This window comes from Streptomyces sp. JJ36 (assembly GCF_021696945.1).
Lineage (GTDB): Bacteria > Actinomycetota > Actinomycetes > Streptomycetales > Streptomycetaceae > Streptomyces.
Genome location: NZ_JACYHE010000004.1, coordinates 129,736 through 154,402 on the forward strand (window position 1 = coordinate 129,736; position 24,667 = coordinate 154,402).

Consider the following 24,667-nt stretch of genomic DNA (forward strand, 5'->3'; position numbering starts at 1 on the left):
CGGAACCCGGTCAGGGGCCGGGTTCCGCGGCCGTCCCGTGTGCGGCCCGGTGGCGACATGCGCTACGGCCGCTCGACGGCGGCGCGGTCGGTGACGGTCACCCGGCCGTGCTCGACGGCGGCCACCCGGGGAGCCCTGCGGGCCACCGAGGCGTCGTGGGTGACCAGCACGAACGTCAGCCCGTGCGCCTGCCACTGACCGTCCAGCACCTCCATGACCTCGTCCCGCATCGACGCGTCGAGGTTGCCGGTGGGCTCGTCCGCGAGCAGTACGGCGGGACGCTTGACCAGGGCGCGCGCGATGGCCACGCGCTGCTGCTGGCCGCCGGAGAGCTCGTCGGGCAGATGCCCCAGCCGGTCGGCGAGCCCGACCGACTCCAGCGCCTCGGCGGCGCGGCGACGCCGCTCCAGGGCCTTCACCCCGAACGGCACCAGGGCGGTCTCGACGTTCTCCTGGGCGGTGAGGGTGGGGATGAGGTGGAAGTTCTGGAAGACGAAGCCGATGCGCTGCGCCCGCAGGACGGTGAGCCGGGACTCCGAGAGGGCGCCCAGGTCGGTGCCGTCCAGGATCACGCTGCCGGAGCTCGGGCGGTCGAGACCGCCGAGAAGCTGGAGCAGCGTGGACTTGCCGCCCCCGGTCGGTCCCTGGACGACGAGGCGGCTGGCCGCCCCGATCGCGAGGTCGACCCCGTCGAGCGCGGTGACCGTGCGGCCGCCGCGGGTGTAGTGCTTGCTGACGTTGCTGAGCTGGTACATGGGTGCTCCACAGAAGAGGCCGCCCCGCGGGGCGGGAGAGTGGATGAGGGCCGGGTCCCGGTCCCGGCGAAGGCTGCGGCCGCCCGGGCCGGTGCCGGCTCCCCGGGCACGGGAAGGCGGCCCGGGGTGCCGGGGCGGCCCGTACCGGTCCGGCGGGCCGGCACCGGAAGGGGGTGGCCGGTGGCCGGGCCCCTCCGGAGCGGCCTCCGCCGTCCGGCTACGGCGACGCGACCGGTCGGTCCCGCCGGGGCCTTACGGACCCGGCGGCGGGCCCCGTCCGGCGGCGCCCGTCCGGCGGCCCCCGGTGACCGGGTCCTGCGCCTGCGGGGTCGCGTCGCGGCGTACGGTGCCGGTCCGCGGCGTACGGCCGGGGCCGTGGGTGGCCGGTGCGTCCCGCGCGGGCTACGCGACGCGGCGCAGGGCGTCCGCGGGGCGCAGCCGGGAGGCGCGCCAGCCGCCGAAGGCGCCGGCGACCAGGCCCCCGGCGACCGCGAGGCCGACGGCGAGGGCGAGCAGGCCCGCGGTGACCGGCGCGGTGAGGGCGATGTCCAGGGACGCGGCCTCACCCCCGAGGACCCGCGTCGGCCCGCCGCCGTCGCCTGCGCCGGGTCCCGCGGCGCCGGCGCTGCCACCGGGTCCGCCGAAGACGCCGCCGGTGGCACCCAGTTCCGCGGTGAGGGTGGGGCTGAGCGCGGTCACCGCGTACGCCCCGGCCAGCCCGAGGGCGATGCCGAGGACGCCGCCGAGCAGACCGTTGGCGAGCGCCTCGCCCATCACCTGCCGGGTGACGCGGCCGCTCTTCCAGCCGAGCGCCTTGAGCGTGCCGAACTCCCGTACCCGGCGGCCGACCGCGGCCGAGGTGAGGAGCCCGGCGACCAGGAAGGCGGCGGCGAGCACGGCGGCGGACAGCCAGCGGCCGACGCCGTCGGCCAGGCCGGCCGCGGTGTTCAGTGAGCCGGAGACGGTCCGGGCGAGGTCGTCGGCGGTGGTGACGGTGGCCTGCGGAAGGTCCCGGGAGATCGCCGACTCGACCTCGTCGATCTGCTGGGCGCCGGCGGTCCGGACGTAGACGGTGGTCACCCGGCCCTCGGCGCCGGCCAGTTCCTGGGCGGACCCGAGCGGCACCGAGACGTCGGTGGCGCTGCGGCCGCTGTCCGGCGCGGCCAGCCCGATGATCTCGAACTTCTCGCCCTTCACGGACACGTCGTCCCCGACGTCCAGCTTCTGCTGCGCCGCGTACGAGGCGGCGACGACGGCGACCTTCGCGTCGTCCTCCGACCGCCGGAAGGTACGGCCCTCGGTGATCTCCGAGGTGGCGAGCGGCCCGTATCCGGGGTGGTCGACGTCGACGCCGTCGATGGTGACCATGCCGACGTCGAAGGAGGCGCCGCCGCCCTCGACCGCCGGGCCGTCGCCGGGCTTCCCGGGGCGTACGGTCGTGGCGCCGCCCTCGATCCGGCCGCGCCGGAACTCGCCGCTGACGGTCATCTGCTGGAGGCCCAGGCTGCCGACGGCGCCGGAGACGCCGTCCAGGCCGGCGATCGCGTCGAGTTCCCCGGAGTCCAGGGTGTCCTGCAGGCCCCGCACCATCAGGTGCTGCCGGCTCTGCTCGGTGTCGTCGCCGGAGTCCCGGGCGTCGAAGTCGAAGGCCGGCCCGCGGCGCGGCCCTTCGCCGGGCTCCCGCTCCTTCTCGACGGTCATGTCGGTGCCGAGCCCGTAGAGGGACTCGAGGACCTCGTCCTGCGCGGTGCGCATGCCGGAGGAGACGGAGGTGACCACGATGACGAGGGCGATGCCGAGCGCGAGGCCGGAGGCGACGACGAACGAGGCCTTTCTGCGGCGGCGGAGTTCGCGCCGGAGGTAGGTGAGGAACATGCGCCGGAGTCTGGGCACCCGGCGTGACAGGCCGGTGAGTGCACCGTGAGAGGAGCATGAGAAGGCCCCACGGCGTTACGGGCGGGGCGCATGGCGCGCGTGAACAGCGCGGCGGGGCACGGGAGTTCGCTCCCGTGCCCCGCCGTCGTGCGCCGTCCGCCGGCGCGGCCCGCCGGACCCTGTGGTCCGCCGGGGCACCGGTGGTGGGTCAGACCGCCGAGCCGGCCTTCCAGTCGGCCCAGGACATGTTCCAGCCGTTGAGGCCGTTGTCCGGCTGGATCTCCTTGTCCGGGGAGCCCTTCACCACGACGACGTCGCCGATGAGGGAGTTCTTGTAGAACCAGGCGCCCTGCTGCTTCGGGTCGTCGGCGCCCTTCACGTCGTTCAGCCCGATGCAGCCGTGGCTGGTGTTGACGGAACCGAAGACGCTGTCGGCGCCCCAGTAGTTGCCGTGGATGAAGGTGCCCGAGGTGGACAGGCGCATGGCGTGCGGCACGTCCTTGATGTCGTACTCGCCCTCGCCGTCGTCGTCGGTGAAGCCGACCGTGGCGCCGTTCATCCGGGTCTCCTTGAACTTCTCGGAGATCACCATCTCCCCGTTGTAGGTCGGGGTCTCGGGAGCGCCGGCGGAGATCGGGATGGTCTTGATCGTCTTGCCGTCCCGCACCACGGTCATCTGCTTGGTCTTCACGTCCACGGTGCTCACCTGGGAGCGGCCGACGGTGAAGCTGACCGACTTGTCCTGGACACCGGTGACGCCGTCGGAGGCCTCCACGCCGTCCAGGTCCAGGTCGAGGGTGACCTTGGAGCCGGCCTGCCAGTAGTCCTCGGGACGGAAGTCGAGCCGGGTGTCGCTGAACCAGTGGCCGACGACCTCCTGACCGCTGGTGCTGTCGACGTCGATGGCGGACTGCACGGCCTGCTTGTCCGACACCGGCTTGTCGAAGTTGATCGACACCGGCATGCCGACGCCCACGGTGGTGCCGTCATCGGGCTTGAAGTAGCCGATGAAGCTGTTCTCCGGGGAGACCGTGGTGAAGGTGGCGTCCTCGTGCGCCTCGCGCCCCTCGCTGTCCTCGGCCACGGCCTTGATCTCGTACTTGGTGGCCCGCTCGAGCTGGGCGTCCGGCTTCCAGGAGGTGCCGTCGCCGGCGAGGGTGCCCGGGACCTCGGCCCCGGTGGAGGCGGCGGTCATCGTCACCTCCACGAGCTTGCCCTCACGGACGGTGACCTTGCCGGCACTGTTGATGCTCGCGTTGTCCGTACCGTGCTTCGGCTTGATGGATATTCGCGCCGCGGAGGTGTCCTCGGCAGCCGCGCGGTCCACCTTCTCGCTCTGCGACTGCGCCTTCTTCTTCTCCGTGCCGTCGCCGTCCTCGTCACCGCCGCAAGCGGTCAGTGCCAGTACACCGCTCACCAGGACGGCGACGGCCGCCGTGCCCCTGCGGTGCTTCCCCACCGTCATCACACCTTCTCCATCTGCTTGCTTCAGACCCGGAGTCCCCGGTTGCGAACTGCTGTATGGCCCCCCGTACCCGCGGAAACCGGGACAAGCGCATTCCAGCTCTACGTACCAGAACGCGATTTCGCTGTGAGCCGTTCCACTCGGACGGGAAACTGTGGGCCACGACACCTGATCGTGATCGGGACGATTCGCACGGACCCTGAGGTGCATGCCCAGAGCTCCGCACGCTACACCTCGGGACGGGCGCATGGGGACCTTGCGGACGCGCGGGCGGATCCCGGGCACCTCCGGGACGCTCCCCGGGCGCCTCCGGAGCGGACGGCCGGAACCTTTCCCCGGCGCACCCACGGTCAGTAACATCGGCCGCTGCACTGCCGGTTCGCCGCTCCAAGGGGGCACTATGCCCGTTATGTCCAATGTGTCCGCACATCGTCGGCCCTTGGCGACAGCAGGAGCGGCGGCAGGCGTCCTCTTCGCGCTCTGGTTCGTCCCGTCCGCGAACGCCTCCCCGGACACCGCACCCGCGGCGGCCACCGCCCCGGCGCAGCACGCCGCGGACCACGCGGACGCCGGGCGGCCGGCGGAGCGGCAGGCCCTCCCGGAGCTGCGGGGGGCACGGGACACGGACGGCACCGTCTATGTCATCGGCGGCCTCGGGGCAGCGGGTGTCGGCGCCCTGCTGGCCGCCCGCGCCGCCCGCCGGCGCGGCGCCTGAGTCACCCCGGCCGGCGCGGACGCCGGAGCCCCGGGAGCCGCCGGAACGCCACGGGCGGACGGCACGGGATGAGCACACCGGAACGGCCGGGAACTCCGGAACCCACGGGGACGGCCGGGATCACCGGGACCGCCGCGGTTCAGGCCAGCGGCCCGGTGACCGACTCCGCGGCCGCGACCAGCGCGCCGGAGCGTACGAACGCCTCGGCCGCCGCCATGTCCGGCGCGAGGAAACGGTCCTCCCCGGCGCCGCCCACCCCCGCGGCGCGCGCGGCGTCCAGCACCGCGCGGCTCGCGGGAGCCGCCGCGACGCCCTCGGCCTGGCGGAGCTCGACCCCGCGGGCGGCGGCGTAGAGCTCGACGGCCAGCACCCGGGTCAGGTTGTCCACCGCGGTCCGCAGCTTGCGCGCGGCCGACCAGCCCAGGGAGACGTGGTCCTCCTGCATCGCCGAGGACGGGATCGAGTCGGCGGAGGCGGGCACCGCCAGCCGCTTCAGCTCGGCGACCAGGGCGGCCTGGGTGTACTGGGCGATCATCAGCCCGGAGTCCACCCCCGCGTCGTGCGCCAGGAAGGGCGGCAGCCCGTGCGAGCGGTTCTTGTCCAGGAGGCGGTCGGTCCGGCGTTCGGCGATGGAGCCGAGGTCGGCGGCGGCGACCGCGAGGAAGTCCAGCACGTACGCCACGGGGGCGCCGTGGAAGTTGCCGTTGGACTCCACCCGGCCGTCCGGAAGCACCACCGGGTTGTCGACCGCGGCGGCCAGCTCCCGTTCGGCCACGGTACGGGCGTGGGCCAGGGTGTCCCGGCCGGCGCCGGCCACCTGCGGGGCGCAGCGCACGGAGTAGGCGTCCTGGACGCGGGGGGCGTCGTCCTGGTGGTGGCCGGTGAGCCCCGAGCCGTGCAGGACCTTGAGCATGTTGGCGGCCGCGGCGGCCTGCCCGGGGTGGGGCCGGATGGCGTGCAGCTCGGGCGCGAGCACCCGGTCGGTGCCGAGCAGTGCCTCCAGGGAGAGCGCGGCGGTGATGTCGGCGGAGGTGAGCAGGCGGGCGAGGTCGGCACAGGCCATGACCAGCATGCCGAGCATGCCGTCGGTGCCGTTGAGCAGCGCCAGGCCCTCCTTCTCGCGCAGCTCGACGGGGGCGATGCCGTGGGCGGCCAGCAGCTCGCCCGCGGGCCGCACGGTGCCGTCCGGGCCCTCGGCGTCGCCCTCGCCCATGAGGGTCAGGGCGCAGTGCGAGAGCGGGGCGAGGTCTCCGGAGCAGCCGAGCGAGCCGTACTCGTGCACCACCGGGGTGATGCCGGCGTTCAGCACCTCGGCCATGGTCCGCACCACCTCGGGGCGTACGCCGGTGTGCCCGGAGGCGACGGTCTTGAGCCGGAGGAACATCAGCGCGCGCACCACCTCGCGTTCGACGCGCGGGCCAAGCCCGGCGGCGTGCGAGCGGACGATGTTGCGCTGGAGCTGGGCCCGCAGCTCGGGGCTGATGTGCCGGACGGCGAGCGCGCCGAAGCCGGTGGAGACGCCGTAGACCGGGTCCGGCTTGGCGGCCAGGTCGTCCACGAAGCGGCGGGCGGCGGCGACGGCGTCGAGGGCGTCCGGCGAGAGCTCGACGCGGGCGGCGTCCCGGGCGACGGCGACGACGTCCTCGGCGGTGACCCCGGACTTCTCGACCACCACGGTGTGCATACTCATATTCAGTCACCCTAGAGAGTGAATCGAGTTCTGTCACGGCGCGGGTGCGGAGCCACGCCCGGGTGCCGGGCGGGCCGTCCCGCGGGGGGGCGCCGGCCGCCCGCTTCTCACCGGGTCCCGCGGAACTTCCTGCGCTCGCGCCCCGGGCGGGCGGGGGCGTCGGCCAGCCGCACCACCGGGTCCTCCGTGCCGCCGTCCCGGCCGGCGACGACGGGCTTCTCCGAGCGCGCCGCCTTGGCCCGGTACTGCGCGGCGTCCGCCAGCCGGAAGAGCCGCCGGGCGGACCGCACCGGGCCGATCGGGTCGCCGGTCGAGGCGACGCCGCAGGCCACTCCGTCGCCCATGTCCAGCCCGGCCGCCCGGCGGCAGATCTCATCCGCCGTCCGCACCACCTGGTCGGCCGGCGGGCCGACCGCCAGCAGACAGAACTCGTCACCCCCGAGCCGGGCCACCAGGGCGTCCGGCAGCATCGCCCCGCACAGGGAGAGCAGCGAGCCGAAACGTTCCAGCAGACGGTCGCCCGCCTCGTGCCCGTGCCGGTCGTTGACCCGCTTGAGGCCGTTGATGTCGCACACCGCCAGGCTCACCACCGTCCCCGCGGCCCGGTGGCGCTCCAGCGCCTCGTCCAGCCGCGCGTCCACCGCACGGCGGTTGGCGAGTCCGGTGAGCGGGTCGGTGAAGGCCAGCCGGCGCACCTCCTCCAGCCGCTCGTTCTGCGCCACGCCCGCCGCGATGATCGCCGCGAGCACGGTCGCGAACGCGGCGTCGGCGGACCCGAAGACGGGCTCGCCGGGCCCGCGGGCGACGTACAACTCCCCCCACGCCCGGCCGTGGAGCACGATCGGCGCCACCACGCAGCAGCCCCGCCCGCGGCGGCGCAGCGCGGCCGCCCGTCCGCGGTCGGCGGCGGGCAGGCCCCAGCGGCGGCCGCCGTACGGGCCGCCGGGGCCCGCCCCCTCGGCCGTCTCCACCCAGGCCTGCGGCTCCCCGGCGCCGCTGGCCCAGCGCTCGTGCAGGAACTCGGTGATCTCCGGGAAGTCGTGGACCGGGTAGGACTCGTCCTCGGGGTACTCCTCCTCCCCCTCGGCCAGCGCCCCCACGTTCACCAGGACGCGCAGGCTGCCGCGCTCCCGCTCCCAGACGGACACCGCGGCGAACGAGCCGCCCATCGCGTCCTGCGCCCCGGCGGCCGCCACCCGGGCCATCTCCAGCGTGGTGTGGGCCGCCGCCATGGCCTGCGCCAGTTCGACAACCGCCCGCAGCCGCGCATTTTCGCCCATACGGCAAGGTTAGGAGTGTTCGGTGAGAAATGCCGCGTAGCTGACGGTAGGGTCGAACAGATTGCCCCGTCCGCCGCCGGGCGGCTCACTCCCCGGGCCAGTCCGGCTTCCGCTTCTCGTTGAAGGCCGCGACGCCCTCGGCGCGGTCCCCGGAGAAGGCCACCGAGCGCCAGGCGGCGTCCTCCACCTCCAGCCCGGCCCGCAGGTCCATCCCCCAGCCGGTGCGCAGCGCCCGCTTGGCCGCCCGGAGTCCCACCGGCGAGTGCGCGGCGATGCGCCCGGCCAGCTCCAGCGCCTCCGTACGGTCGGCGCCCTCCGCCGCCGGCAGGTCCACCAGGCCGAGTTCACGGGCCTCGGCCGCCTCCACCCGGCGTGCCGAGAAGATGAGTTCGGCGGCGCGCGCCGCCCCCACCCGGCGCGGCAGCAACTGGGTGCCGCCACCCCCCGGGATCACCCCGACGGACACCTCCGGAAGCCCCACCACGGCGGTGGGGTCGGCCACGATCAGATCGCAGGCGAGCGCCAGCTCGAACCCGCCGCCGAGCGCGAACCCGTGCACCGCGGCCACCGTCGGCTGGGGCAGCTCCAGCACGCCGGTGTAGGCGGCGCGCGCCAGCGGCCGCTGCCGGGCCAGCTCGGCGTCGGTCAGCGCGTTCCGCTCCTTCAGGTCCGCACCGACGCAGAACGCCCGCTCGTGGCTGGAGCTGAGCACCACCACGCGGACGTCCCGGTCGGCCGCCAGTGCGGCGCAGGCCTCGGCAAGGCTCCGGGCCAGCTCGGTGGAGACCGCGTTCATCGCCTTCGGCCGGTCCAGGACGAGCTCCGCCACGTGCGCCGGCTCGCCGGTCCGGACCGCCACCCACTCGCCGTACCGCGTCTCTGCGGTCATCGCGCCTCCTGTTAACGCTCGCTCACCTGACTGCGCGAGCATCGTACGGGGCGGCTCCGCCCGGCGGCAGCGGGTGGCCGCACCCGGCGCCGCTCTCGCCGCACCGGGCCCCGCCGTCCGCGGCCCCTGCCGTCGCTCCGGGCCAGCCGTCCCCGGCCCCGCACCGCCGGGCGGGTCAGCCGCGGCGGGAGAGCAGCCAGGGCTCCACCACGCCGAGCCCACGCACCGGCCGCTGGTAGAGCGGCTGGAGGGCGAAACGGAAGCCGCTGAGGTCCTCGGTGCCCTTCTCCGCCTCCGGCGCGTCCCCGGACTCCACCAGCTCGGCACGGAGGGCGCCGTCGACCAGCACGGTGTCCTTGGGCGCTATCGAGGTGAGCCGGCTGGCGAGGTTCACCGTGTTGCCGAAGACGTCACCCATCCGCGTGGTCATGGTGCCGAAGGCGATGCCGACCCGCAGCTCGGGCATGGTCGCGTCGTTGCCGAGCGTCTCGATCAGACGGAGCCCGATCTCCGCGGCGGTGCCGGCCTCGTCGGCGACGTACAGCACCTCGTCGCCCAGCGCCTTGATCAGCCGCCCGCCGTGCGCGGCGACCAGGTCGGCGGCGGTGGTCTCGAAGGCCTCCACCAGCTCGCCCAGCTCCTCGTCCTCCAGGCGGCGGGTCAGCCGGGTGAAGCCCACCAGGTCCGCGAAGCCGATCGCCTGCCGCCGGTCGACCGTCTCGTCGTCGTCCTGCCCCTGCACCACGCGGCCGGTCGCGGCGGCGAGCTGCCGCCGCCAGACGTAGACCAGGAACTCCTCGAGCTCCGGCAGCAGCAACTGGACCAGCGGGTAGGTGACCTCGTTCCGGCTCATGCCGGGCTCCGGCGGGTCGGTCAGCCCCTCCAGGAAGGAGTCGATCTGCCAGTCCGCCAGCCGGGCCGTGGTCTGGCCCGTCGAGCGGGCCACCTGGATGGCCATCGGCTCGCTGAGCAGCCCGGCCTCGACCAGACCGGCCAGCCGCCGCAGCGCCAGCACGTCGGCCTCGGTGAGCGCCCGCGCCTGCCCGACGTCGGCGAAGCCCATCGCCCGCCAGAAGCGGGAGGCCAGCTCCATCGGCACCCCGGCGGCGCGCGCGGCCTGGAAGGGCGTGTACTGCCGGGACGCGCCGAGGATCAGCTCCTCGATCCGCAGGGCGCTGGGGTCCTCCTCGGAGCCGCGCTCGGCGGACGCGGGCGGCTCCGGACGCGCGGAGCGCTCCGGTTCATCCACGGCCACTGCCCGCCCCTCGCCGGCCCTTCGCGGTCCCGTCGCCCCTGCGCACTGCCCTTCCCGTTCTCTGTCGTCCCGCCGGATGCCCACCATACGGCAGGTGTGTTCCAGCTCACTCCGCCGTGCGCGCGCAGCTCACGCCGCGCCGCGCAGATGCACCACGTCCGCGGCGGCCACCGGCCGCTGCACACCCGCCTCGGTGGCGAGCACCAGCCGTCCGTCGCCGTCGACGGCGACCGCCTCGCCCGTCAGCTCCTCGCCGCCGGGCAGCTCCGCCCGTACGGTACGGCCCAGGGTGGCGCAGCCGGCGGCGTACGCCTCCAGCAGGCCGCTCGCCGTGTGGTCGCCGGCCGCGGCGTCCCAGCGGCCGTACCAGTCCGCGATGCTCCGCAGCACCGCCCGCAGCAGCGGGTCGCGGTCGGTGGTGTGCGCACCGGCCAGGGCGAGCGAGCCCGCCTCCGGCACCGGCAGCTCCGCGGCGCGCAGCGAGACGTTCAGGCCGACCCCGACGACGACCGTCTCCTCGGTGACCCGTTCGGCGAGGATGCCGCCGGCCTTGCGCTCCTCGCCCGCGACCTCGACCAGCAGGTCGTTCGGCCACTTCAGGGCGGTGTCGACGCCGGCCGTGCGGGCCAGCGCACTCGCCGTCGCCACGCCCGTGAGCAGCGCCAGCCAGCCCCAGCGGACGGCGGGTGCCTGCGGGGCCAGCAGCACGGAGAGGAACAGCCCGGAGCGCGGGGGCGCCGTCCAGGTGCGGTCCAGCCGGCCGCGTCCGGCGGTCTGCTCCTCGGCCACCAGCACGGCCCCGGGGCGGGCGGTGCCGACCCGGGCACGGTCGGCGAGCTCGGTGTTGGTGGACCCGACGGACTCCAGCACGTCCAGCGAGGTCCACAGGGTCTCGTCGCGCACCAGCGCCCGGCGCAGCGAGGCGGCGTTCAGCGGCGGCCGCTCCAGGTCGGACCAGCGGCTTTCCGGGCCCTCGGGCGGATTCGGGGTCATGGGGCCACCCTAGGCGTCCGGCGGCCGGGTCCGCGCGCCACCGGGGCGCGTTGGCCGGTTCCGCCGGGCGGGCGCCCGCCCGGCGGGGCGGGCGGTCCCCCGGCGGGTCTCCCACACTGCGCACTCCCCCGGGCGGCCGAACGGCCGGGCCACCCCCGCCGCCGCGGCAGAGCCCGCCCGGGAAACTCCGTGTTCGGCGGGAAAGAGCGGAAACACCGGACCACGCGGGAGAGCGCAGTGTGGCCAACGCCGCAGCGTCGGATCGGCCGCACGCGGATAACCTACGAATCGGTAGCCCCGACCTCCCCGACGACGAGCAGGAGCCGCAGGCCGTGTCCGAGCAGGAGACCAGCCCCGACATCCATACGACCGCGGGTAAGATCGCGGACTTCCGGCAGCGTGCGCACGAGGCGACGCACGCCGGGTCCGCGCGTGCGATCGAGAAGCAGCACGCGAAGGGCAAACTGACCGCACGCGAACGGATCGATCTGCTGCTCGACGAGGGGTCGTTCACCGAGCTCGACGAGTTCGCGCGGCACCGCTCGGTCGCCTTCGGGATGGAGCAGAACCGCCCGTACGGCGACGGCGTGGTGACCGGCTACGGCACGGTCGACGGACGCCCCGTGTGCGTGTACTCGCAGGACTTCACGATCTTCGGCGGCTCGCTCGGCGAGGTCTACGGCGAGAAGATCGTCAAGGTGATGGACTTCGCCATGAAGACCGGCTGCCCGGTCGTCGGCATCAACGACGGCGGCGGCGCCCGCATCCAGGAGGGCGTCACCGCCCTCGGCCTGTTCGCCGAGATCTTCCGGCGGAACGTGCACGCCTCCGGCGTGGTGCCGCAGATCAGCCTGATCCTCGGGCCGTGCGCGGGCGGCGCGGTCTACTCCCCGGCGATCACCGACTTCACGGTGATGGTGGACAAGACCTCGCACATGTTCATCACCGGCCCGGACGTGATCAAGACGGTCACCGGCGAGGACGTCGGCTTCGAGGACCTGGGCGGCGCCCGCACCCACAACGCCACCTCCGGCGTGGCGCACCACATGGCGGGCGACGAGAAGGACGCCGTCGAGTACGTCAAGGCGCTGCTCTCCTACCTGCCGAGCAACAACCTCTCCGACCCGCCGGTCTTCCCCGAGGAGGCCGACCTGGAGACCTCGGACGAGGACCGGGAGCTGGACACCCTGATCCCGGACTCCGCGAACCAGCCGTACGACATGCACAGCGCCATCGAGCACGTGCTGGACGACAACGAGTTCCTGGAGACCCAGACCCTCTTCGCGCCGAACATCATCACCGGCTTCGGGCGGGTCGAGGGCCACTCGGTGGGCGTGGTGGCGAACCAGCCGATGCAGTTCGCCGGATGCCTGGACATCGACGCCAGCGAGAAGGCCGCCCGCTTCGTGCGCACCTGCGACGCGTACAACGTCCCGGTGCTGACCTTCGTGGACGTGCCCGGCTTCCTGCCCGGCACGGACCAGGAGTACGAGGGCATCATCCGGCGCGGCGCCAAGCTGATCTACGCCTACGCGGAGGCGACGGTGCCGCTGATCACCGTCATCACCCGCAAGGCGTTCGGCGGGGCGTACGACGTGATGGGCTCCAAGCACCTGGGCGCCGACCTCAACTTCGCCTGGCCGACGGCGCAGATCGCCGTGATGGGCGCGCAGGGCGCGGTGAACATCCTGCACCGCAAGCGGCTCGCCGCGGTGGAGGGCGACGACGCGCGCGAGGAGTTGCGGGCCCAGCTCACCGAGGAGTACGAGGACACGCTGCTGAATCCGTATGCCGCGGCCGAACGCGGGTATGTGGATGCCGTCATCCTTCCCTCCGAGACCAGGCGCCACATCGTCCGCGGCCTGCGCACGCTCCGTTCCAAGCGCGAGCAGCTCCCGCCGAAGAAGCACGGCAACATCCCGCTGTAGAAGGGGCTCCACCATGATCAAGGTCGTACGGGGCAACCCCACCCCGGAGGAGCTGGCCGCCGCCCTGGCGGTGGTACGAGCCCGGGCCGCCGCGGCCGCGTCCGCGGGGCCCGGCGGAGACCAGCGTCCCGAGTGGTCCGACCCGGCGCGCACCATCCCGCACCGGCTGCTGCCCCACCCCGGCCCGAAGGCCTGGCGCACCACCTACTGGCCGGTGTGACCGGCCGCCTGCCGGGGCGACCCGCGGCCTCCCGGGTGACCACCCGGTGAACCGCGGGGCGACCGCCGGGTGACCGGAAGCGGACCCTCCGTCGCGGCGTCTGAGTATCCGTACTCAGGCGCCGCGCCCCTCCGGGGACGGAGGATCGGACCATGCTCTGGTCCGACCCCGAGGACGAGCCGCCCGCGGAGCTGCGCACCACCCAGGCGATGCTCCGGCGCCTCGGCCTGCTGCTGGCCCTCGCCGTGGTGATCACCGCGGTGCTGGCCTCGCTCACCCCCCACTGAACGCGCCGGCCGCCCCCGGCGGTCTACGATGCTCCCCATGACCGACCTGACCGGTTCGACGCCTTCCGTCCCCCGGCGCCGCCTGGTGCTCGCCTCCGCCTCGCCCGCCCGGCTGGGCCTGCTGCGGCAGGCCGGGCTGGCCCCCGAGGTGATCGTCAGCGGCGTCGACGAGGACGCCCTGAGCGCGCCCACCCCGGCCGAGCTGGCCCGGGTGCTCGCCGAGGCCAAGGCGGCGGCCGTCGCGGAACGCCCGGAGGCCGCGGGAGCGCTGGTCGTGGGGTGCGACTCGGTGCTGGAACTGGACGGGCAGGCGCTCGGGAAGCCCGCGGACGCGGAGGACGCCACGGCCCGCTGGAAGTCCATGCGCGGCCGTTCCGGGGTGCTGTGCACCGGGCACTGCGTGATCGACACCGCCACCGGCGACCGCCGGTCGGCCACCGCCGGCACCACCGTCCGCTTCGGTGAGCCCACCGACGCGGAGATCGCCGCCTACGTCGCCTCCGGCGAACCCCTGCACGTGGCGGGCGCGTTCACCCTGGACGGCCGCTCGGCCCCGTTCCTCGCGGGCATCGAGGGCGACCACGGCAACGTCATCGGCCTCTCGCTGCCGCTCCTCCGCGAGCTGCTGGCCGGCCTGGGCGTCCGTATCACCGATCTGTGGGCCTGAGCCCGGCGGGCCCCGGCGACCGCACGTCTCCGCACACCGCGCCGCCCGCGGCCGCCCGCCCGGCCCCCGGGCGGCCCGCGGCCGCCGGGGCCGCGCGGGGGCTGGCGGCGGTCTGCGGTGCGGTGACGCTGCTGGGCCTGGCCCTGGTCCCGCCGACGCTGGAGCTCGGCTGGGACGAGATCGTGTACGCCTCCCGGTTCGGCCCGCACGGCCCGCCGGTGCCGTTCAGCGCGCCGCGCACCCGCGGGGTGCCGCTGCTGCTCGCCCCGGTCGCCGCCTGGACCGGCGCGGTGGTGCTGCTCCGCGCCTGGCTGCTGCTGCTCTTCGCCGCGGCGCTCCACCTCGGCTTCCGGCCGTGGCTGCGGGTCGCCGACCGGCCCTGGACGGTCCCGGTGGCCGCCGGGCTGTACGGCACCCTGTGGATCACGTTGTTCTACGCGAACTCCGCGATGCCGAACCACTACACCGCGATGGGCGCCACCGCCGCCGCGGGCGCGCTGGCGGCCGGGCGGCCGGCAGCCGTCGCCGCCGGCGTCGCCGTGGCCACCCTGATGCGCCCCAACGACGGCGTGGCCCTCGCCGCGCCCCTGTTGCTCGCCGCGCTGCTGGTGCCCGCCTGGCGGGACCGCGGACGGCTGGCGGGCCCGGCCGCCGGGCTCGTGGCGGGGGCGCTGCCCTGGGTGGTGGAGGCGCAGCTCCGGTTCGGCGGGGTCCGGGAGCGACTCGCCGAGGCGAGCGGGATCCAGGGCGGCTTACGGCCCGTCTTCTCGCTGCCCGCGCATCTCACCGCCTGGGACGGCCCGTTGCTGTGCCGCCCGTGCGGCGGGGACACGGTCCGGCCGGAGGCGCTGCCCTGGTGGCTGCTGCTGCCGTCGCTGGTGGCCCTGGGCCTGTGGTCCGCCCGCCGGGGCCGGGCCGGCGCGGCCCGTACGGCCGACGGCGCCCCCGCGCCGCCCGCGTACCGGCTGGCGGTGCTGGTGGCTCTCTGCTGCGCCGCGCCGTACCTCTTCCTGGTCCCGTACGCCGCGCCGCGGTTCCTGCTGCCCGCGTACGCGCTGCTGGCGGTCCCCGCGGCGGCCGGGCTGCTCCTCCTCGTCCGGGTGCTGCCGAGGCCGGGCCCGGGGCGGCGGCGCGCCCGCGCGGGGGCCACGCTGCTGCTGGCGCTGGTGCCGGCGCACCTGGTGATGCAGGTGACGCTCGTGCTCGGGAACGCCCGTATCCAGCAGGACGCGCGGGCGGACTGGCACCGGATCACCCGGGTGCTGCGCGACCTCGGCGTGCGCGAGCCGTGCGTGCTGAAGGCGAACAGCTCCTTCATCCCGGTCGCCCACACCGCGGGATGCCGGCCGGCCCGGTGGCGGGCGCCGGTGGAACCGGACGCGGTGGTGCTCCGCCGGCGGGAGCCGCCGGGGTGGGCGCGCCGCTGGCCGTCCCGGCCCGTGCCGGGCACCTACAACCCGGGCTGGACGGTCGCGGTGCGCCCGGGGCGCTGAGGCGGCGTCCCGTCCGGAGCTGCCCGGGGCCCTTCGGAGACGTCCGGGATCCGGAGACCGCCGCGCCTCAGGAGACCGCCGGGCCCCGAAGACGCCCGGGCCGCCGCGCCGTCAGCCCGCGGGCGCCGCGGGCGGGTTGCCCGAGGAGGGCGACGCGGTGGCCTCCGGCTCGGCGGGCCCGCCGTTCTCCTCGCCGTACGCGACCAGGGACCAGACGATCAGCCCGAGCACGGTCATCAGCAGCACGAAGGCCGACCACCCGACGAGGCCCACCGTGAACGCGCCGAGCACGCCGTGCACCACGGCGGCGCTGATGAGCAGGATGCGGAAGAAGGGGCGCGGGGGCCGGTCGCGCAGCGCCATCCGCAGCAGGACGGCCGCGCACAGCAGCAGATAGCCGCCGAAGAGCACCCCGCCGGCGACGGCGCCGACGGTCATGGCGCGGGGTTCCAGACCGGCGAGGGACATCTGCTGGTCGTCCACGACCATGCCGAGGAAGATCTGGGCCAGCACGATGCCGATCGCCTCGGCCACCAGCACGACCGCTGCGACGCCGGCCACGGGTCTGCGTGCCACCACCCGCCCCACCTGCCTGTCCTTACCCGGAGTACGAACACCTGGCACGCCGCACGCTACTGGCGGGTAAAGGCAGGGGCAAGGGCCGGGACGGAACGCGTGGCGATCCGGGGGACACGCTGCCGGTGTTCGTAGGATTCCCACAAGGTTGTGCGAGTTGGCCGCTGGCACTCGTACAGAGACCTTGCCCACATCGGAAGTCGGCAGGCGGAGCGCCGTTGGCGGCGTACCGTGGAGTGACAAGGCGTCCCGGGGGCTCTGCGGCCCCCGGATCACCCTCCGTGTGGGCAAGCTCACCCCTGTGGGCGGCTCGGCGGGGAGTGTCAGCACTACCTAAACTCACTCCATCGAATTGTTGCGGCGCAGCGCCAAGTAGGGAGTCATCGTGCGCAAGGTGCTCATCGCCAACCGCGGCGAGATCGCTGTCCGGGTGGCCCGAGCCTGTCGGGACGCAGGGATCGCGAGCGTGGCCGTCTACGCCGAGCCGGACAGGGATGCGCTGCATGTGCGCGCCGCGGACGAGGCCTACGCGCTGGGCGGTGACACCCCGGCGGCCAGCTACCTGGACATCACCAAGGTGCTCAAGGCGGCCGCCGACTCCGGCGCGGACGCCGTCCATCCGGGCTACGGCTTCCTCTCCGAGAACGCCGAGTTCGCCCAGGCGGTGCTGGACGCGGGCCTGACCTGGATCGGGCCGCCACCGCATGCCATCCGGGACCTGGGCGACAAGGTCGCGGCCCGGCACATCGCACAGCGCGCGGGCGCCCCGCTGGTGGCGGGCACCAAGGACCCGGTCTCCGGCGCGGACGAGGTCGTGGCCTTCGCCGAGGAGCACGGGCTGCCCATCGCCATCAAGGCGGCCTTCGGCGGGGGCGGGCGCGGCCTGAAGGTGGCGCGCACCCTGGATGAGGTCTCCGAGCTCTACGACTCCGCGGTGCGCGAGGCGGTCGCCGCCTTCGGCCGCGGCGAGTGCTTCGTCGAGCGCTACCTGGACCGGCCGCGGCACGTGGAGACGCAGTGCCTGGCCGACCGGCACGGCAACGTGGTGGTCGTCTCCACCCGCGACTGCTCCCTCCAGCGCCGCCACCAGAAGCTCGTCGAGGAGGCCCCGGCCCCGTACCTGACCGACGAGCAGAACGCCGAGCTGTACCGCGCGTCCAAGGCCATCCTCAAGGAGGCGGGCTACGTCGGCGCCGGCACCTGCGAGTTCCTGGTGGGCCAGGACGGCACCATCTCCTTCCTGGAGGTCAACACCCGGCTGCAGGTGGAGCACCCGGTCACCGAGGAGGTCACCGGCATCGACCTGGTGCGGGAGATGTTCCGCATCGCCGACGGCGAGGAGCTGGGTTACGACGACCCGCCGGTGCGCGGCCACTCCTTCGAGTTCCGCATCAACGGCGAGGACGCGGGCCGCAACTTCCTGCCGGCGCCCGGCACGGTGGCGAAGTTCGACCCGCCGGCGGGCCCGGGCGTGCGCCTGGACGCGGGCGTCGAGTCCGGCGCCGTCATCGGCCCGGCCTGGGACTCGCTGCTGGCCAAGCTCATCGTCTCCGGCGCGAGCCGGCAGCAGGCGCTGGAGCGTGCGGCGCGGGCGCTCGGCGAGTTCACCGTCGAGGGCATGGCCACCGTGATCCCCTTCCACCGCACGGTGGTGCGGGACCCGGCGTTCGCGCCCGAGGTCCACGGCTCCGCGGGCCCCTTCGACGTCCACACCCGGTGGATCGAGACCGAGTTCGTCAACGAGATCGCGCCGTTCGCCGCCGCCCCCGCGGGCACCGAGGAGGACGAGGCGGAGGCCGGGCGCGAGGTCGTGGTGGTCGAGGTCGGCGGCAAGCGCCTGGAGGTCTCGCTCCCCTCCACCCTGGGCGTCTCCGCCACCCCCGCCCCGGCGGGCGGCAAGAAGCCCAAGCGGAAGGCCGCGAAGAAGAGCGGGAGCGCGGCCTCCGGCGACGCGCTGGCCTCCCCCATGCAGGGCACCATCGTGAAGGTCGCCGTGGAGGAGGGGCAGCGCGTCGAGGAGGGCGAGCTGGTCGTCGTCCTGGAGGCGATGAAGATGGAGCAGCCGCTGAACGCGCACCGCGCCGGCACGGTCAAGGACCTCACCGCCGAGGTCGGCGCCTCCCTCTCCGCCGGCTCGGTGATCTGCGAGATCAAGGACTGAGCACCCCGCCGCCGCGGTGCCGCCCCGCCGTGGCGCCGCGGCGCCGCGGCGCGGCGGCGCGGCGGCACCGTCGCACTGTGGCTCCGGGACCCCGCTGTACCCGCTGGTCCCGCGACGGCCTGACGCCGCCTCAGTGGCGACGGGACGTCAGGTCGCCCAGCCGCCCCGGCCCGAGCTGCCCGGCCTCCGGCGAGGCCGGACGGGGCGGCGTACGCCGCTGGCCGGGCAGCGCGGCGTCGCCGCGGCGCTGTGCACCCGGCGGGCGCCCGCCCTGCGGGGCCGTCCCGGCGACGGCGATCTGCACCCCCTGGTCGGCCAGCGCCTGGAGCTCGGTGGCGGCCCGGTCGTCGTGGGCCGGCGGCTCGTCGGTGACCAGCCGGGTCATCACGTCCGTGGGCACCGTCTGGAACATGGTGTCGGTCCCCAGCTTGGTGTGGTCCGCCAGGACGACCACCTCGGAGGCGGCCTGCACCAGGGCGCGGTCGACGCTGGCGGAGAGCATGTTGGAGGTGGACAGGCCGCGCTCGGCGGTCAGCCCGCTCCCCGACAGGAAGGCACGGGTGACCCGCAGCCCCTGCAGGGACTGCTCGGCACCGCTGCCGACGAGGGCGTAGTTGGAACCGCGCAGGGTCCCGCCGGTCATCACCACCTCCACCCGGTTGGCGTGCGCGAGCGCCTGGGCGACCAGCAGCGAGTTGGTGACGACCGTCAGCCCCGGCACCCGGGCCAGCCGCCGGGCCAGCTCCTGCGTGGTCGTCCCCGCGCCGAGCACCACCGCCTCGCCCTCCTCCACCAGGCCGGCCGCGAGTTCGGCGATGGCCGTCTTCTCGGCCGTGGCGGAGAGCGACTTCTGCGGGAAGCCGGACTCCCGGGTGAAGCCGCCCGGCAGCACGGCTCCGCCGTGCCGGCGGTCGAGCAGTCCCTCGGCCTCCAGCGCCCGCACATCGCGTCTCACGGTCACTTCGGAGGTCTGGACGACTCGCGCGAGTTCCCGGAGCGACACCGCTCCGTTCGCTCGCACCATTTCGAGGATCAACTGGCGACGTTCTGCAGCGAACACGAAACTGACGGTAACGCCGATGACCGGCAGCGTGCGGCGATTATCAAAAGTTGTACGTACGGGCGACCGGTCCGTGGTATGGCGGCGCTGTGGAGAAGCGTTCCGTCAGATCTCGTCGGCGGCCTTCCGGCTGTGCAACTGCCGTGCCACCTCGGCGATCGAGCCGGTCAGCGAGGGGTAGACGGTGAACGCCTTGGCGATCTGGTCGACGGTCAGATTGTTGTCGACGGCGATCGAGATCGGATGAATGAGTTCACTCGCACGGGGGGCCACGACCACCCCGCCGACCACGATTCCGGTGCCCGGCCGGCAGAAGAGCTTCACGAAACCGTCCCGGATCCCCTGCATCTTCGCCCGCGGGTTCCGCAGCAGCGGCAGCTTGACGGAACGGGCGTCGATCCGGCCCTCGTCCACGTCCGCCTGCGAGTAGCCGACGGTGGCGATCTCGGGGTCGGTGAAGACGTTCGCCGAGACGGTCTTGAGGTTCAGCGGGCCCACCGTCTCGCCGAGGATGTGGTACATGGCGATACGGCCCTGCATCGCCGCCACCGAGGCCAGCGCCAGCACCCCGGTGCAGTCACCCGCGGCGTACACGCCGGGCGCGGAGGTCCGCGAGACCCGGTCGGTCCGGATGTGCCCGGACTCCCGGAGCACCACCCCCGCCTCCTCCAGGCCCATGTCGCCGGTGTTCGGCACCGCGCCCACCGCGACCAGGCAGTGGGTGCCCGTGATGGTCCGGCCGTCGTTCAGCGCCACCTCGACGCGGTCCCCCACCCGCTTCGCGGAGGCGGCCCGGGAGCGCGCCATGACGTTCATGCCGCGGCGCCGGAAGACGTCCTCCAGGACGGCCGCCGCGTCCGGGTCCTCGCCCGGCAGCACCCGGTCCCGTGAGGAGACCAGCGTCACCTGGGACCCGAGCGCCTGGTAGGCGCCGGCGAACTCGGCGCCGGTCACGCCGGAGCCCACCACGATGAGCTCCTCCGGGAGCTCGTCCAGGTCGTAGACCTGCTTCCAGTTCAGGATGCGCTCGCCGTCCGGCCGCGCGTCCGGGATCTCCCGCGGATGCCCGCCGGTGGCCACCAGCACCGCGTCGGCGGTCAGCGTGTCCACGGAGCCGTCCGCGGCCGTCACCACCACCCGGCGGGTGCCGTCCGGGCCCTGCTCCGGCTCCAGCCGGCCGTGGCCGCGCACCACGCGGGCGCCGGCCCGGGTCACCGAGGCCGCGATGTCGTGCGACTGCGCCAGCGCCAGCCGCTTGACCCGGCGGTTGACCTTGCCGAGGTCGACGCCCACCACCCGCGCGGGCTGCGCCAGCGGCGGCGTGTCGTCCTCGATCCGGATGCCCAGCTCCTCGTGCGAGGAGTCGAAGTTCGTCATCACCTCGGCCGTCGCGATGAGCGTCTTGGACGGCACGCAGTCGGTGAGCACCGACGCGCCGCCCAGACCGTCGCAGTCGACGACGGTCACCTCCGCTCCGAGCTGGGCGGCCACCAGTGCCGCCTCGTAGCCGCCGGGTCCTCCACCGATGATCACGATCCGAGTCACATACTCCAGTGTCGCGCACGCGCTACCCGATCACCCGGCCACCCCCCGCGCGGGCGCAGCCACGGTGAGCCGCCGGGGGCACTCCCGTACCCTCGTGCCATGTCGCTCTACGCCGCCTACGCCGGCAATCTCGACGCGCGCCTGATGAGTCGCCGTGCGCCCCACTCGCCGTTGCGCGGCACGGGATGGCTGGACGGCTGGCGCCTCACCTTCGGCGGGGAGCACATGGGGTGGGAGGGTGCGATCGCCACGGTGGTGGAGGCGCCGCGGTCCCAGGTCTTCGTCGCTCTCTACGACATCGCGCCGATGGACGAGGACGCGATGGACCGCTGGGAGGGCGTCGGGATGGACATCTACCGGCGGATGCGGATCCGGGTGCACACCCTGGACGGCGACGAACCCGCCTGGTGCTACGTCCTCAACGGTTACGAGGGCGGGCTGCCCTCCGCCCGCTACCTGGGGGAGATCGCCGACGCCGCCGAGTCGGCCGGGGCGCCCCACGACTACGTGACGGAGCTGCGCAAGCGCCCGTGCTGAGCCCGCGGCGGCGGCCGTGCGACGGCCGTGTGAGGTACGCACGTCGCGCACCCGGGGCGCGTGCCCGGACCCGCCGGCCGGTCCCGTGCGTCCCCTCCCGGGCGGACCGAGCGGCGGCCCGTCGTGGAAACAGACGGGGGGACCGCAGGTGACGCTGTGGTTTCCGCTGCACTTCGACCCGGCTTCTACGCGCGTAGGCCGAGAACGGCTACGCTCGTCCCGTGAACGTATCTGCCTCGGACACCCCTGACCATCAGCCCGCCCCCGGGACCCCGCACCGTGCCGCCGAGGAGGCGGCAGAACGACTGCGGGAGCTGACCGGGGTGGACAGCCACGACGTCGCCCTGGTGATGGGCTCCGGCTGGGTACCCGCCGCCGACGCGCTGGGCGCGCCCGAGCACGAGCTGCCCGTCACCGAGATCCCCGGCTTCCCCCCGCCCGGGGTGGCCGGCCACTCCGGCACGATCCGCTCGTACCGGGTCGGCGACAAGCGCGCACTCGTGTTCCTGGGGCGGACCCACTACTACGAGCGACGCGACGTGGCCGCCGTCGCCCACGGCGTCCGTACGGCCGTGGCCGCCGGCTGCAAGACGGTCGTGCTCACCAACGGCTGCGGCGGCCTCCGCGAGGGCATGCGGGTCGGTCAGCCCGTCCTCATCAGCGACCATCTCAACCTCACCGCCGCCTCCCCCATCACCGGCGCCCACTTCGTCGACCTCACCGACCTCTACTCCTCGCGGCTGCGGGCGCTCTGCCAGGAGATCGACCCGTCCCTGGAGGAGGGCGTGTACGTCCAGTTCCCCGGGCCGCACTACGAGACGCCCGCGGAGATCAACATGGTCCGGGTGATGGGCGGCGACCTCGTCGGCATGTCCACGGTGCTGGAGGCGATCGCCGCCCGTGAGGCGGGCGCCGAGGTGCTCGGCATCTCCCTGGTCACCAACCTCGCCGCCGGCATCACCGGAGAGCCCCTCAACCACGAGGAGGTCCTCCAGGCCGGCCGCGACTCCGCCAGCCGCATGGGCTCCCTCCTCGCCCAGGTCCTCGGCCGGGTCTGAGCCCGAACGGGCCGGGGCGGGGCCGGGGCGGAACCGGGACGGCGGGGCTGTACCGCCGGGACCGGTCCGGGCCGGGCCCGAACGCGGCCCGCGACCCGTCCGGTCCCGGGGCTGTACCGCACCTGCACCGCACCGGGCCGGTTCTGCACCGGACCTGCAACGGGTCCGGGCCCGTCTGATTCCCCGCGCCGTTCGCGCGGTAGTCATCTCCTCGGGGCCCACGGTCCCGGCGGGGCCGTCGCCGGTCGGTCGTCGCGCGACGGCGCACGGCGGCGCACGGCGGGCTGCGGTGCGCCGTGCCGGTTGGTGGCCGGGCCCGGCCCGGGGCACCCGTCGGAACGACACGCCCCGCCCGCGGGCGTCCCGGGTCGCGTACCGGGCCACCGGACCCGGGCCGCCGGGCACCGGCACCCGCACGACCGAGCAGGCCCACACCCCGACCGGGCACCCGTCCCCCCGCACCGCAGACCGAGCACCACAACCGACCGGCACGCACCGAAAGGCACCCCCGTGCAGGACGATCTCATCGCAGAGGCCCGCGCCTGGCTGGCCGAGGACCCGGACCCGGACACCCGGGAGGAGCTGGCGAAGCTCATCGAGACGGAGGACCTCGAGGAGCTGGCCGACCGCTTCTCGGGCACACTGCAGTTCGGCACCGCCGGCCTGCGGGGCGAACTGGGCGCGGGCCCGATGCGCATGAACCGCGCGGTCGTCATCCGCGCCGCCGCCGGACTGGCCGCGTACCTGTGCGGCTCCAGCCAGGCCGGCGGGCTGGTGGTCGTCGGGTACGACGCACGGCACAAGAGCCTGGAGTTCGCCCGGGACACGGCCGCCGTGCTGGTGGGCGCCGGCCTGCGGGCCGCGCTGCTCCCACGCCCGCTGCCCACGCCCGTGCTGGCGTACGCGATCCGCCGGCTGGGCGCCGTCGCGGGGGTGATGGTGACCGCCAGCCACAATCCGCCGCGCGACAACGGCTACAAGGTGTATCTGGGCGACGGCTCCCAGATCGTGCCGCCCGCCGACGCCGACATCGCCGGGCACATCGCCGCGGTCGGCCCCCTGGCGGACGTGCCGCGTCCGGAGCAGGGCTGGGACACCCTGGGCGAGGACGTCGTGGACGCCTACCTGGGCCGTAGCGGCGCGGTCCTGACCGACGGCGGGCCGCGGCAGGTGCGGATCGTGCACACGGCACTGCACGGCGTCGGCGCGGACACCGTGCGCTCGGCGTTCGTACGGGCCGGCTTCCCCGCCCCGGTGGCGGTCGCCGAGCAGGCGGAGCCGGACCCGGACTTCCCCACCATCGCCTTCCCGAACCCGGAGGAGCCCGGCGCCATGGACCTGGCGTTCGGGGCCGCCCGCGCGATCGTGCCGGACCTCGTCCTGGCGAACGACCCGGACGCCGACCGCTGCGCCGTGGCCGTCCCCGACGACACCGCCGAGGAGGGCTGGCGGATGCTGCGCGGGGACGAGGTGGGGGCGCTGCTCGCCACCCATCTGGTGCACAAGCGGGCCGCGGGCGCCTTCGCCACCACGATCGTCTCCTCCTCGCTGCTCGGCCGCATCGCACAGGCCGCGCAGCTCCCGTACGCGGAGACGCTGACCGGCTTCAAGTGGCTCGCCCGGGTGGACGGCCTGCGGTACGCCTACGAGGAGGCCCTGGGTTACTGCGTCGACCCTGAGGGGGTCCGGGACAAGGACGGCATCACGGCCGCCCTGCTGATCGCGGAGCTGGCGGCGGAGCTGAAGGGCAACGGCCGCACACTGAGCGACCTGCTGGACGACATCGCGGTGGAGTACGGGCTGCACGCCACCGACCAGCTCTCCGTACGGGTCGAGGACCTGTCGCTGATCGGCGCGGCCCTGGAGCGGCTCCGGTCCCGGCCCCCGCGCACACTGGCCGGGCTGCCGGTGGACTCCGCGGAGGACCTGCGGGAGGGCGTGGGCGGCCTGCCGCCCACCGACGGTCTGCGCTACCGGCTGGGTGGCGGCGCCGCCCGGGTCGTGGTGCGCCCGAGCGGGACGGAGCCCAAGCTGAAGTGCTACCTCGAGGCGGTCGTCCCGGTCGCGGACGCCGCCGCGCTCCCGGACGCGCGCCGCCAGGCCCGCGACACCCTGGACACCCTCGCCCGCGACCTCGGCACGGCCGCCGGGCTCTGAACGCCCTCGCGGTGCGATGCGGGGTCGGGGCCCTGCACGGGGGTGTGGCTTCGCGGCCGGG

21 protein-coding genes are annotated in these 24,667 nt (G+C 74.7%); 10 read left to right on the forward strand and 11 right to left on the reverse strand.

Annotated elements, in window-relative coordinates; translation table 11 throughout:
* Positions 1–62 precede the first annotated feature (62 nt).
* The 3 genes from HOY81_RS03055 to HOY81_RS03065 form a co-directional block, all read right to left on the reverse strand.
* A complete protein-coding gene (locus tag HOY81_RS03055) occupies positions 63–755 on the reverse strand; it encodes an ABC transporter ATP-binding protein (protein WP_237317770.1) in 693 nt (230 codons plus the stop codon).
* Positions 756–1,157: 402 nt separating this feature from the next.
* Entirely contained in the window at positions 1,158–2,630 is a 1,473-nt protein-coding gene (locus tag HOY81_RS03060; protein WP_237317772.1) for an ABC transporter permease, read from the reverse strand.
* A 208-nt stretch (positions 2,631–2,838) separates the two neighbouring features.
* Positions 2,839–4,095 carry an Ig-like domain-containing protein gene (locus tag HOY81_RS03065; protein ID WP_237317774.1) on the reverse strand — a complete coding sequence of 419 codons (1,257 nt, stop codon included), beginning with the start codon at positions 4,093–4,095 and terminating at the stop codon, positions 2,839–2,841.
* A 439-nt stretch (positions 4,096–4,534) separates the two neighbouring features.
* On the opposite strand from HOY81_RS03065, the gene HOY81_RS03070 reads away from it, so the two are divergent.
* Positions 4,535–4,810, forward strand: coding sequence for a hypothetical protein (locus tag HOY81_RS03070; protein ID WP_237317777.1), 276 nt, complete (start codon positions 4,535–4,537; stop codon positions 4,808–4,810).
* A 139-nt stretch (positions 4,811–4,949) separates the two neighbouring features.
* Here HOY81_RS03070 and hutH read toward each other — a convergent pair whose 3' ends face one another.
* The 5 genes from hutH to HOY81_RS03095 form a co-directional block, all read right to left on the reverse strand.
* Entirely contained in the window at positions 4,950–6,494 is a 1,545-nt protein-coding gene (hutH, locus tag HOY81_RS03075; RefSeq protein ID WP_237317824.1) for a histidine ammonia-lyase, read from the reverse strand.
* A gap of 113 nt (positions 6,495–6,607) precedes the next feature.
* The gene (locus HOY81_RS03080) at positions 6,608–7,780 is read right to left on the reverse strand and encodes a GGDEF domain-containing protein (RefSeq protein WP_237317779.1); all 1,173 of its coding nucleotides are present in this window, start codon (positions 7,778–7,780) and stop codon (positions 6,608–6,610) included.
* Between the two features lie 85 nt (positions 7,781–7,865).
* Positions 7,866–8,669, reverse strand: a complete 804-nt coding sequence (locus HOY81_RS03085; RefSeq protein ID WP_237317781.1) for an enoyl-CoA hydratase-related protein — start codon at positions 8,667–8,669, stop codon at positions 7,866–7,868.
* Positions 8,670–8,844: 175 nt separating this feature from the next.
* Positions 8,845–9,918 carry an adenylate/guanylate cyclase domain-containing protein gene (locus HOY81_RS03090; protein WP_237317826.1) on the reverse strand — a complete coding sequence of 358 codons (1,074 nt, stop codon included), beginning with the start codon at positions 9,916–9,918 and terminating at the stop codon, positions 8,845–8,847.
* Between the two features lie 135 nt (positions 9,919–10,053).
* Complete coding sequence (locus tag HOY81_RS03095; RefSeq protein WP_237317783.1) at positions 10,054–10,917, reverse strand: biotin--[acetyl-CoA-carboxylase] ligase; 864 nt, start codon at positions 10,915–10,917, stop codon at positions 10,054–10,056.
* A 332-nt stretch (positions 10,918–11,249) separates the two neighbouring features.
* Here HOY81_RS03095 and HOY81_RS03100 point away from each other — a divergent pair, with 332 nt between their 5' ends.
* The 5 genes from HOY81_RS03100 to HOY81_RS03115 all read left to right on the forward strand — a co-directional run bounded on the left by HOY81_RS03100 (position 11,250) and on the right by HOY81_RS03115 (position 15,512).
* The gene (locus HOY81_RS03100) at positions 11,250–12,845 is read left to right on the forward strand and encodes an acyl-CoA carboxylase subunit beta (RefSeq protein WP_237317785.1); all 1,596 of its coding nucleotides are present in this window, start codon (positions 11,250–11,252) and stop codon (positions 12,843–12,845) included.
* Between the two features lie 13 nt (positions 12,846–12,858).
* Complete coding sequence (locus tag HOY81_RS03105; protein ID WP_237317787.1) at positions 12,859–13,065, forward strand: acyl-CoA carboxylase subunit epsilon; 207 nt, start codon at positions 12,859–12,861, stop codon at positions 13,063–13,065.
* 152 nt (positions 13,066–13,217) lie between these two features.
* Positions 13,218–13,352 (forward strand): morphogenic membrane protein MmpB, encoded by a 135-nt coding sequence (gene mmpB, locus HOY81_RS27260; protein ID WP_272892274.1) that lies wholly within the window; start codon positions 13,218–13,220, stop codon positions 13,350–13,352.
* Positions 13,353–13,389: 37 nt separating this feature from the next.
* Complete coding sequence (locus HOY81_RS03110) at positions 13,390–14,019, forward strand: nucleoside triphosphate pyrophosphatase (protein WP_237317789.1); 630 nt, start codon at positions 13,390–13,392, stop codon at positions 14,017–14,019.
* A complete protein-coding gene (locus HOY81_RS03115; RefSeq protein WP_237317790.1) occupies positions 14,010–15,512 on the forward strand; it encodes a hypothetical protein in 1,503 nt (500 codons plus the stop codon). The genes HOY81_RS03110 and HOY81_RS03115 overlap by 10 nt, the downstream gene beginning before the upstream one ends.
* 111 nt (positions 15,513–15,623) lie before the next feature.
* Here HOY81_RS03115 and HOY81_RS03120 read toward each other — a convergent pair whose 3' ends face one another.
* Positions 15,624–16,088, reverse strand: coding sequence for a hypothetical protein (locus HOY81_RS03120; protein WP_237317791.1), 465 nt, complete (start codon positions 16,086–16,088; stop codon positions 15,624–15,626).
* A gap of 385 nt (positions 16,089–16,473) precedes the next feature.
* Between HOY81_RS03120 and HOY81_RS03125 the strand changes: the two genes are divergently transcribed.
* Positions 16,474–18,249 carry a biotin carboxylase N-terminal domain-containing protein gene (locus tag HOY81_RS03125; RefSeq protein ID WP_237317793.1) on the forward strand — a complete coding sequence of 592 codons (1,776 nt, stop codon included), beginning with the start codon at positions 16,474–16,476 and terminating at the stop codon, positions 18,247–18,249.
* Positions 18,250–18,379: 130 nt separating this feature from the next.
* Here the strand turns inward: HOY81_RS03125 and HOY81_RS03130 are convergent, their stop codons facing one another.
* Positions 18,380–19,309 carry a DeoR/GlpR family DNA-binding transcription regulator gene (locus HOY81_RS03130; RefSeq protein ID WP_308340943.1) on the reverse strand — a complete coding sequence of 310 codons (930 nt, stop codon included), beginning with the start codon at positions 19,307–19,309 and terminating at the stop codon, positions 18,380–18,382.
* A gap of 105 nt (positions 19,310–19,414) precedes the next feature.
* Positions 19,415–20,863 (reverse strand): NAD(P)H-quinone dehydrogenase, encoded by a 1,449-nt coding sequence (locus HOY81_RS03135; protein WP_237317831.1) that lies wholly within the window; start codon positions 20,861–20,863, stop codon positions 19,415–19,417.
* Between the two features lie 90 nt (positions 20,864–20,953).
* On the opposite strand from HOY81_RS03135, the gene HOY81_RS03140 reads away from it, so the two are divergent.
* From HOY81_RS03140 to HOY81_RS03150, 3 genes are all read left to right on the forward strand, one after another.
* Positions 20,954–21,391 carry a gamma-glutamylcyclotransferase gene (locus HOY81_RS03140; RefSeq protein WP_237317795.1) on the forward strand — a complete coding sequence of 146 codons (438 nt, stop codon included), beginning with the start codon at positions 20,954–20,956 and terminating at the stop codon, positions 21,389–21,391.
* Between the two features lie 221 nt (positions 21,392–21,612).
* The gene (locus HOY81_RS03145) at positions 21,613–22,449 is read left to right on the forward strand and encodes a purine-nucleoside phosphorylase (protein WP_237317797.1); all 837 of its coding nucleotides are present in this window, start codon (positions 21,613–21,615) and stop codon (positions 22,447–22,449) included.
* A gap of 510 nt (positions 22,450–22,959) precedes the next feature.
* Positions 22,960–24,606: a phospho-sugar mutase gene (locus HOY81_RS03150; RefSeq protein WP_237317799.1), complete on the forward strand. Its 1,647-nt coding sequence runs from the start codon at positions 22,960–22,962 to the stop codon at positions 24,604–24,606.
* Positions 24,607–24,667: the final 61 nt, after the last annotated feature.

Coding starts and splice junctions, on each gene's coding strand:
- mmpB (WP_272892274.1), top strand. CDS start 13,218: ATGCTCTGGTCCGACCCCGAGGACGAGCCGCCCGCGGAGCTGCGCACC.
- hutH (WP_237317824.1), bottom strand. CDS start 6,494: ATGCACACCGTGGTGGTCGAGAAGTCCGGGGTCACCGCCGAGGACGTC.
- HOY81_RS03140 (WP_237317795.1), top strand. CDS start 20,954: ATGTCGCTCTACGCCGCCTACGCCGGCAATCTCGACGCGCGCCTGATG.
- HOY81_RS03055 (WP_237317770.1), bottom strand. CDS start 755: ATGTACCAGCTCAGCAACGTCAGCAAGCACTACACCCGCGGCGGCCGC.
- HOY81_RS03105 (WP_237317787.1), top strand. CDS start 12,859: ATGATCAAGGTCGTACGGGGCAACCCCACCCCGGAGGAGCTGGCCGCC.
- HOY81_RS03060 (WP_237317772.1), bottom strand. CDS start 2,630: ATGTTCCTCACCTACCTCCGGCGCGAACTCCGCCGCCGCAGAAAGGCC.
- HOY81_RS03065 (WP_237317774.1), bottom strand. CDS start 4,095: ATGACGGTGGGGAAGCACCGCAGGGGCACGGCGGCCGTCGCCGTCCTG.
- HOY81_RS03095 (WP_237317783.1), bottom strand. CDS start 10,917: ATGACCCCGAATCCGCCCGAGGGCCCGGAAAGCCGCTGGTCCGACCTG.
- HOY81_RS03110 (WP_237317789.1), top strand. CDS start 13,390: ATGACCGACCTGACCGGTTCGACGCCTTCCGTCCCCCGGCGCCGCCTG.
- HOY81_RS03085 (WP_237317781.1), bottom strand. CDS start 8,669: ATGACCGCAGAGACGCGGTACGGCGAGTGGGTGGCGGTCCGGACCGGC.
- HOY81_RS03080 (WP_237317779.1), bottom strand. CDS start 7,780: ATGGGCGAAAATGCGCGGCTGCGGGCGGTTGTCGAACTGGCGCAGGCC.